We start from the raw sequence: 626 nt of genomic DNA on the forward strand, positions 1-626 counted from the left end.
AACGTGTTTGTGTAAGGATAGTTGCGTGATTAAGCAACTAACTTAATAAAAATGGAGCGAACCAAAGGAAAATCCGCAGGATTTTCCGAGTAGGCTAGAACCAAGCAATTATTTTTACACGGTGTTGTAAAACGTTTTTTATTCAAATTTTTTGTAGCTTCTATTAGCTTCCTCTTTTAAAATATTCCATTCAGAGTTGTTCTTATATTTTCGTAATTCAATCTCTATTTCAGATTCAAATTTCTGTGGAATTTCGGGTTTATGATGCGAATAAATTATTAATTTATTGTTTTCTGCTTTATAAATTATTTCTGAAAACCCATTATAAACATAATCCGAAATAGTGTCTGGCTGAAATAGAAATTCCTTATTTGTTGAAATTACTGTTGTTTGGTGATTTCCTGTAATTCCCCAAGTTTTTCTTTTTAGATACAAAGCTGTTGATTTCTCAGGAAAATAGATTCGCTGAATTTTATATTCCGGTTCAAAAGTTTCGTCCCATTCAGCAAATTCTCGCTCAACTTTCATTCCGAACCAGAATGAGAGTATTATCAGTACAATCGAAATTATTATTAAATATCCTTTTTTCAATTCGTAATTCGGTTTCTGTTAAATGTTTTACAACG

At 30.7% G+C, this 626-nt stretch carries 1 protein-coding gene; it reads right to left on the reverse strand.

Annotation, left to right across the window (positions count from 1 at the left end; translation table 11 throughout):
- Nucleotides 1-138: 138 nt before the first annotated feature.
- Complete coding sequence (locus IE051_RS18535) at nucleotides 139-528, reverse strand: hypothetical protein (RefSeq protein WP_189362905.1); 390 nt, start codon at nucleotides 526-528, stop codon at nucleotides 139-141.
- Nucleotides 529-626: the final 98 nt, after the last annotated feature.

It is taken from the genome of Algibacter mikhailovii (assembly GCF_014651495.1).
Lineage (GTDB): Bacteria > Bacteroidota > Bacteroidia > Flavobacteriales > Flavobacteriaceae > Algibacter_E > Algibacter_E mikhailovii.

What these genes read in the sequence shown, in the direction of transcription:
- IE051_RS18535 (WP_189362905.1), bottom strand. Translation starts at nt 528, where the DNA reads ATGAAAGTTGAGCGAGAATTTGCTGAATGGGACGAAACTTTTGAACCG.